Source organism: Bradyrhizobium australafricanum, assembly GCF_020329495.1.
Taxonomy (GTDB): Bacteria; Pseudomonadota; Alphaproteobacteria; order Rhizobiales; family Xanthobacteraceae; genus Bradyrhizobium; species Bradyrhizobium australafricanum.
On record NZ_JAGKJL010000135.1, the window covers coordinates 1 to 7,468 of the forward strand.

The 7,468-nt window shown below is 61.4% G+C and carries 6 protein-coding genes and 3 pseudogenes; 6 read left to right on the forward strand and 3 right to left on the reverse strand.

Annotated features, from left to right (window positions below):
• The 5 genes and pseudogenes from J6525_RS45460 to J6525_RS45480 form a co-directional block, all read left to right on the forward strand.
• On the forward strand, positions 1-371 hold a 371-nt coding region (locus tag J6525_RS45460; RefSeq protein ID WP_225649506.1), incomplete at its 5' end, for an IS5 family transposase.
• Positions 372-425: 54 nt separating this feature from the next.
• Entirely contained in the window at positions 426-896 is a 471-nt protein-coding gene (gene tnpA, locus J6525_RS45465; RefSeq protein WP_225649507.1) for an IS66-like element accessory protein TnpA, read from the forward strand.
• Complete coding sequence (gene tnpB / locus J6525_RS45470) at positions 877-1,230, forward strand: IS66 family insertion sequence element accessory protein TnpB (RefSeq protein ID WP_225649508.1); 354 nt, start codon at positions 877-879, stop codon at positions 1,228-1,230. The genes tnpA and tnpB overlap by 20 nt, the downstream gene beginning before the upstream one ends.
• 52 nt (positions 1,231-1,282) lie before the next feature.
• A pseudogene (gene tnpC, locus J6525_RS45475) lies at positions 1,283-2,853 on the forward strand (IS66 family transposase).
• A 181-nt stretch (positions 2,854-3,034) separates the two neighbouring features.
• A pseudogene (locus tag J6525_RS45480) lies at positions 3,035-3,925 on the forward strand (IS110 family RNA-guided transposase); the annotation flags it as partial.
• A 328-nt stretch (positions 3,926-4,253) separates the two neighbouring features.
• Here J6525_RS45480 and J6525_RS45485 read toward each other — a convergent pair.
• Positions 4,254-5,200: pseudogene (locus tag J6525_RS45485) on the reverse strand (transposase); the annotation flags it as partial.
• 509 nt (positions 5,201-5,709) lie between these two features.
• Between J6525_RS45485 and J6525_RS45490 the strand changes: the two are divergent.
• A complete protein-coding gene (locus J6525_RS45490; protein WP_225649168.1) occupies positions 5,710-5,916 on the forward strand; it encodes a cold-shock protein in 207 nt (68 codons plus the stop codon).
• Positions 5,917-6,712: 796 nt separating this feature from the next.
• On the opposite strand, the gene J6525_RS47815 is transcribed toward J6525_RS45490, so the two are convergent.
• Both J6525_RS47815 and J6525_RS45500 read right to left on the reverse strand, forming a co-directional pair.
• Positions 6,713-7,264: an IS66 family transposase gene (locus J6525_RS47815; protein WP_376708667.1), complete on the reverse strand. Its 552-nt coding sequence runs from the start codon at positions 7,262-7,264 to the stop codon at positions 6,713-6,715.
• Positions 7,261-7,468: hypothetical protein (locus J6525_RS45500; RefSeq protein WP_446471744.1), on the reverse strand; the 208-nt coding region annotated here is incomplete at its 5' end. The genes J6525_RS47815 and J6525_RS45500, both read right to left, overlap by 4 nt.

Genomic DNA, 7,468 nt, shown 5'->3' on the forward strand with positions numbered 1-7,468 from the left:
ATCTAGCGGTTCGAGGCTTGGGATGTCCGGTGCGGTTCACGCTGAGCGCGGGTCAGAAGGGCGATGCACCGCAAGCCGCCGCTTTGATCGAAGGCTTATCAGCCCAAGTCGTCATGGCCGACGCCGCCTATGACGCCGATCATTTGCGCCAAGCCATCGCCGCCAAAGGCGCGCTCGCCGTCATCCCCAACAATCCGTCGCGCGCGCTCAAATACCCTCTCGACAAGCATTTCTATGCCCAGCGCCATCTCGTCGAATGCTGCTTCTCAAAGCTCAAGCAGTTCCGACGCGTCGCAACCCGCTTCGAAAAGACGGCACGGAACTATCGCGCCGTCGTCACTCTCGCTGCCATTGTTCTATGGATGCGCTAATGTCCACACCACCTAATGCATGAGGTGTCCACCAAAATAGGTGGACACCTTGTGATGGCAGCGGATGATCAGAAACTGCGGGTCAGGCTTGTTGGCCGGAACGGTCGCCGGCGCTACGAGGCGGCATCCAAAGAGCGTCTTGTCACGGCCTGCCTTGAGCCTGGGGTTTCGGTATCGAGGCTTGCGCTCGAACATGGGGTCAACGCGAACCTGCTTCGGAAGTGGATCAAGAAGCACACCGCGACCAGGTCGCTGCCGCCGTCTTCACGCCCGGCGTTCATCCCGGTTCAGCTTGAGGGGTCCGCCGATCGAGCCCTGTCGCGGCAAGACGGCGTGGCGACGGTGGATTTGCCGGCTTGCGATGAAGTGCGTGGTTCGGAACCCAAAGGGACTCCAGCTTTTTGTTCTCCGGCCAAAGTGAGCGTGTCGCTGCCGAACGGTGTGAAGCTCGCGCTGGAATGCGGCGATGTGGATGCATTGACGGCGATCATCGGAGCACTGGGCCATGTGCAGACTGGGCGGTGACCTGCAGGTCTATCTGCGCTGTGAGCCGATCGACTTCCGGGCTGGCATCAACAGCCTTGCGGTCCTGGTCCAGGAGACGATGGCGCTCGATCCATTCACGCCGGCGGTTTTTGCGTTCTGCAATCGCCGTTGCGACCGGATGAAGTTGCTGTTCTTCGACCGGTCCGGCTTTGTGCTGGTCCTGAAGCGGCTGACTGAGGACAAGTTCCGATGGCCGCGCCGCCAGGAGGCGGTCGTCCGGCTTACGACCGAGCAATTGCACTGGATCCTTGATGGCATCGATATCGATGCGATGGTCCGCCATCCGGTGCGGCACTATCAGGTTGCCGGCTGAGCTCTCGAGTTGAGCGGTTGACGCGTCGGTACGGTTCAGATTCAAGATTCCGATGAATCGAACCGGCGATCCGAGTGTTGAAGTGCTGTTGGTGCGCATTGCTGCGCTGCAGGCGGAGAACCATCAACTCGCCGACCGCGTCGTCAAACTCAAGGAAGAACTGGCGCTGGCACGCCTGCATCGTTTTGCGCCACGCAGCGAAAAGCACGTCGATCGTCTCTTCAATGAAGCCGAGCAGGCCGCCGATGAGGATGACGCCGGCAGTGAAACGAACAATATCGCCGAACTTCCGGACACGGGCTTGCCACCCGTCAAAAACACAACGGGAAAGAAGCGCGGCCGCAGGCCGCTGCCGGCGAACCTGCCGCGTCTCGCGTCGAGTATGACCTGCCCGACGATCAGAAGGCGTGTCCTTGCTGCCGTGGCCAGATGCATCGCATGGGCGAGGCTGTCACCGAGCAACTTCATATCGAGGTGAAGGCGAAGGTTTTACAGAACGTACGCTTCAAATATGGGTGCCGCCATTGCGATCGCACCGGAATCAACGCCCCTGTCGTGACCGCGCCGATGCCGACGCAGCCGCTGCCGGGCAGCGTTGCCACGGCCTCAACGCTGGCGTTCGCGCTGGTTCATAAATATGTCGATGGCACGCCGCTCTACCGCCTGGCGCAGGCCTTCGAACGCGCCGGCGTTCCGGTCAGCCGCGGCGCTTTGGGTCGCTGGGTGATCGGCTCGAGCGAGAAACATCTCTCCCGCATCTATGACGCCCTGAAGCTGCAGCTCAGATCGCAGCCTCTCATCCATGGCGACGAGACGACGGTTCAGGTCCTCAAGGAGAAGGACAAAAAGGCCACCAACACATCGTATATGTGGGCTTATCGCAGCGGCAAGGGCGGTCACGAGCCCATCGTTCTTCTGGATTATCAGCCGGGCCGCGGCCAAATCCACCCGCAGGCCTTCCTCGGCGATTACCGCGGCATCGTGATGAGTGACGGCTATACCGCATGGCGCACGCTGGAACGGGCCACCCACATCGGCTGCATGGCCCACTCCCCGCGGCGGTTTGTCGATGCCCTCAGGGCGAGGAAGAAGGGAGGAGGTCCGCCCGAGCAGGCGCTGCGGTTCTTCGACCAGCTCTACCGGGTTGAAAGGCAGGCGCGGGACGGAATACCGGAGAAGGGTGAAACACAGGCCGACTGCATTCGCAGCTTCCGCCAGCAACATAGTGTCCCCATCCTCAATGCTCTCAAGGTATGGCTCGATCTACATGGCCCCGAAGGTCTTGCCTGACAGCAAGCTCGGCGACGCCGTATCCTACACCCGAAACCAATGGGAATATCTGACGCGCTACACCGGGGACGGCTGCATGCCGATCGACAACAATCTTCTGGAGCGCGACATCAGGGTTTTTGCAACTGGCAGGAAGAGTTGGTTGTTCAGCGAACCGTGGATGGAGCCAAGGCCAGTGCCGTCGTCTACAGCCTGATGCTGACCTGCCGCGCCTCACGTGTCGAGCCGTTAGCGTGGTTGCGCCACGTCCTCACCGAATTGCCTCAGCGCACCGGCGACGCCGATATTGCCGACCTGCTGCCCTTCAACTTCCCCAAAACCGCCACTGCCTGAACAGGCCAGACGCCGCCCCCGATACGAAGGCCATCCGTCAAAAGCGCAGGCGTCAACGTGCGGGGAAAATCGCGCTTACCAATGAGTGGCGTTCTCAGGGCAACTCTCCAACGTCCTCACGATCACGTCTCTTGGGCGATGGCGCGCACGCTCCAATGGGTTGCGGCTTTGGGCTTGCGAGACGCCTGACGCGGAGACCGAACGCAAGCGCAGGCTGGTGGCGCGACGCTACCAGGTCGTGCGGCACCGTACGCGGCTCAAGAACGAGGTGCATTCGATCCTGCACGCGCATCTGATCCCGAAGTGCCCGCATGCCGATCTTTTCAACGCCCGCGGCCGGGCATGGTTGGCCGCTCAACAGTTGCCGGATGATGAGCGCGCGGCCATCGCTCGGCACGTCCGTGAGCTTTACCGGCTGGCGGAAGACCTGGCCGTGCTCGACCGCGAGATCGCGCAGGACGCAATCTCGGATTCCGCGGTGAACAGATTGATGACGATCACCGGCGTGAATCTGGCGGTCGCCGCCGGACTCGTGGCGGCGATCGGCGACATCAGCCGGTTCAACACCCCGCAGAAGCTGGTGAGCTATTTCGGGCTAAACTCGCGAGTGCGGCAGTCCGGGCTGGGAGCCGCCCACCACGGCCGTATCAGCAAGATCGGCCGCAGTCATGCGCGCGCCATGCTGGTCGAGGCGGCCTGGGCAACGGCCAAGGCGCCCGGTCCACTGCATGCCTTTTTCGTCCGCATCCGCGCCCGACGCGGCCATCAGATCGCCGCGGTGGCCGTGGCTCGGAAGCTCACTGTGCTCTGCTGGCATTTGCTGACAAAGGGCGAGGATTACCTGTGGGCGCGCCCGGCACTGGTCGCCAACAAGACCCGCGCGATGCAACTTCAAGCCGGACATCCACAACAGAAAGGGAGCCGCCGTGGACCAGCCTATGCCTACAATATCAAGTCGCTGCGCGACCGCGAAATGTTGATTGCCGCCCAGGCCGAGCAAAGCTACGAACGATTCGTGTCGCAATGGAAGCCGCGGCACCCAAAAGCGGCGCGCGGGCGCCTCAGTTCAGCAGGACAAAATAGGCAGTCCGGTGACGCTTGCAGCCGACGCGTCACGCTTCGCCGCGAGGTCGCCCGCGCCCAAACAACCATAATCGCGGCTGATGGCAAGTTCTAGCCAGGAATGCAGTCCCGTTCCACTGCCAGCGGGCCGCCGTGCTCGGGCCGGTCAAGGCCAAGCCTCGCGGTGGCCGCAGATGCGGCCAGCCTTGACCGCCCCGGCGCGCGGCGGCTGCGAGATCGGTGGCCGGGACGGAAGAATGGCCCGCAGCGCAGCCGAACAAAAGTATGGATTTACAGCGATCTCCGCAGTCGTCATCTCGGCCACGAAGAGATCGCTTGTCCATCTCATCCGTGGTTCGCAAGTGGATCCAATGCTCCGCAGGGAAGTCATAGAACGTTAGCAGATCGTCGCGATCCTTGGCCAGGCAATCAACTGCGCGCGCATATTTTGCACCGTATTTCGCGGCGAAGGCTTCGCATGCAAGCTCCGCGGCAGCTCGGCTCGGCGCCATGCAGATGTCCTGCAAGGCCTTCTTCATGCCGCTCTGCACGGAGCTCGAGACCTTGTTGAGCACGTTGACGGTCTTGTGCTGCCAGCAGCGCTGTCGCCGCGTGCCGCGGAAGACTTCGTCGAGGGCCTTCCAGAAGCCGAGTGCGCCGATCAGCTCCTTCTTGCCCTCGGGTGTCGCGCCGATCAAAACCAGCATGCATTCGCTGTGGTCCTCCATCCGGGCCTGCAGGAAGACGCCGTCGGCCCAGACGTAGACATAGCGCCGCGCCGACAGATCGCGGTTTTGCCAGGGCTCGTACTCGCCCTGCCATTGCGCCTTCAGGCCTGAGATCACCGATGGCGACAGGTTCGGCGCATCCTTGCCGAGCAGCGCCGAGAGCGCTTCCTGGAAATCGCCGAGTCGAGATGCGCGCAAATAGAGGATCGGCAGGAGGGCATCCAGGCTCTTCGTCCGCCGCGCCCACAGCGGCAGGATCGCCGAGGTGAAGCGGATCCGATCGCTCCGGCCGCGCCGCGGTCTCTGACCTTGGGCCGGGCGACCTCGATCGCGCCGATCCCCGTGGCAATCTTACGCGCAGGGCCAAAGCCGTGCCGCACCATCCTGGCACGGCCATCCGGCAGCTTCAGCTCCGCCGTCGCCTCCAGAAATGCCTGCAGCTCGATCTCGACGGCCCGGGCGAGCAGCTCACGGGCTCTGTTCCGCAGAATTTCCGTCAGTGGATCGTCAACCGCAGACGGCTGACGAAAGGGCAGGATGTTGGTAGTCTCGTTCATGGCGTATCGCTCTCCTTGAGAGGTTCTGGCAGGCTCGACACCCGCCTCGATACGCCGCCTCTCTCAACCCGTCATCACCCACTTTCCCGCATAGCTCCCCGGTGCGGGTCCAGAGGCTCAGCGTCGAGTTGCGGACATTGTGTGATCGACCTGGTACAGATGAATACGACGACACCGGCATCAACTTGCTGCGCGACCGGTCTAAGACAACCGGTTATATGCGAGCTAATCGGGTCGAGCACTTTCAACCGCAGCACACGGCGCTCGCATCATGCCGTTCCAGAACCTACCGACCCCGCCGTGTGCTGCCTTCGCGTAATCCCATCTGATTGAGCTAGCCTGAGAATGTTGGCAGTCGCACGCGGTTGTCAGCTTTGCGTGCATTGTCGTCGACCCGATGCCATCCCTGTAGGATCAGCATTTTCGTTCCGGCACGCCGATTGCTCTGTTTCTCGGCACCATTACCCACCAGCGCTCGGACTGGGCGCGGCGGCAAAAGGAGTGAGCGTATGGCAACAGGTACTGTGAAGTGGTTTAATGATCAAAAAGGGTACGGATTTATCGCTCCAGATGACGGCGGAAACGACATTTTTGTTCACATAAGCGCCGTAGAACGCGCTGGACTCTCTGGTTTGGCAGAAGGCCAAAAGGTTTCTTACGAAGTCAAAGTCGACCCGAAGCGTGGCAAGAGCAGCGCAGAAAACCTGCGGGTCTGATCACGTCCGCCGGTGATAGTCTCCGGCAAAAATTTCTAAGGCGAGCAGGCTGCGTTCTTTTCAGAAATGACGCAGCGAATTAGGAGTTCGGCACGTCTTTGAACTGACCATGTTCGCCGTCTTTTGCATTTATAGCCGTGTCAGGCTTTCGATCGTAGGTGCAGCAGAGCCACGGCAGTACGGTTTGTAGATTCGTTGTCTGCGCTTGCGGGAGGAGCTTAAGCAATTCGGGTTTGATAAGGCCGAGCGCAGCCGTGGGCACGAAAACCCAGGAGATCACGGGGCCATTCCTTATCGACCATTCAGCGTCGAGCTTTGCAACGGTTTTACGAGCGCGCGGTTTCGCCGCACCTTGAGTAGAAAACGGCTGTTGCAAACTCTTAGGTTGTATGCAACCATAGACTTGGGCCTCGGAAACCCAAGATAGCATCAGTGGCCATCAATGGGCCAGCGTTCTAACAGCCCCGTTCGGCGGAGACGGTGCGCCCATGTCCAAAGGGCACCCCAAAAGCACATTGGCCGTTCACGATTACGGTTTCTGAACCCCGGCGGCCAGTCCGCTACCGGCATCAGAGCTAAAAGCAAAATCCATGAACCATCAGCGAATCTCGCGCCGCGCCGTGGCGATCGCTCGCGTCTGCAGCCTCGAAGTGTTGCACGACAACGAAACATCTCAGCAGAGAGCCGACCGGTTGCTGACGCCGCACAAGCGGCGCAACCATTATCCATCGTCAAATGATTTGAGGCTGATTAGGCGGCTCGCGAAGGGAGGGTCTGGCTCCTCAGGGGTTAGAGTTTAAAGCGACCTGCGCTCCATGCTGCGAGCGACGGTTTGCGTCTCGTCGGCGCTATCCTGCTCGAGCAGCGCCCAAGTTGGGCCCCCCCAAAGCGCCTTCGGAGCTGCAAAGCGTTTGCCCCTGCAAAAAGCTTCCCTTGGGCAGTGTTTCGAGCGCCTGAAAGATTGTGCGGATTGAGGGCAATACCCAGGCGCGGGCGGCCGGTGATCGGATCCGGTTCGTAGAGTTTGTTCATAGGCGTCGGCGTGCAGGAAGCCGGATGCAGGCGCCAGAATGGCTTGAGCGTGCTCATCTTTGCGGTCAGGCGAGTAGCGATAGTAGGCCGCCGGTGGATTGGGCGAGCCCCAGGTGCCTTCATCGCGCACAACGACCCATAGCCGGCCGCTTTTGGTGCGCCCGCGTCCGGGATCCTGAACCGGGATCGGCGGGTGAGTAGGCCGGAGGGATTTCACCTCCAGCACCGGGTCACCGGAGGCGGTCGCCCGCCCCCGGTTCCCACAGAACGTGGCGTGCGGATTTCCCGCACCGACGCTCTTCGACAGTTGGTTCACAGCACCGCAAGCGCCTGCAGCTCCCGATAAGGAAGGCGCAGCTTAGGCTTCAGCAACGGTGTCCGTTCTTTGATTTGGTTGAAGGCGTCCCAAGTGAGGTGGCCGCCTGCCCAGCTGCGGCTGCGCAGCATTCCGCGCCAGTAACGCTCCACGGCCCGATAAACTTTTACGAGACTCCGGAGATTTCCGGCGACGCCGTAATAG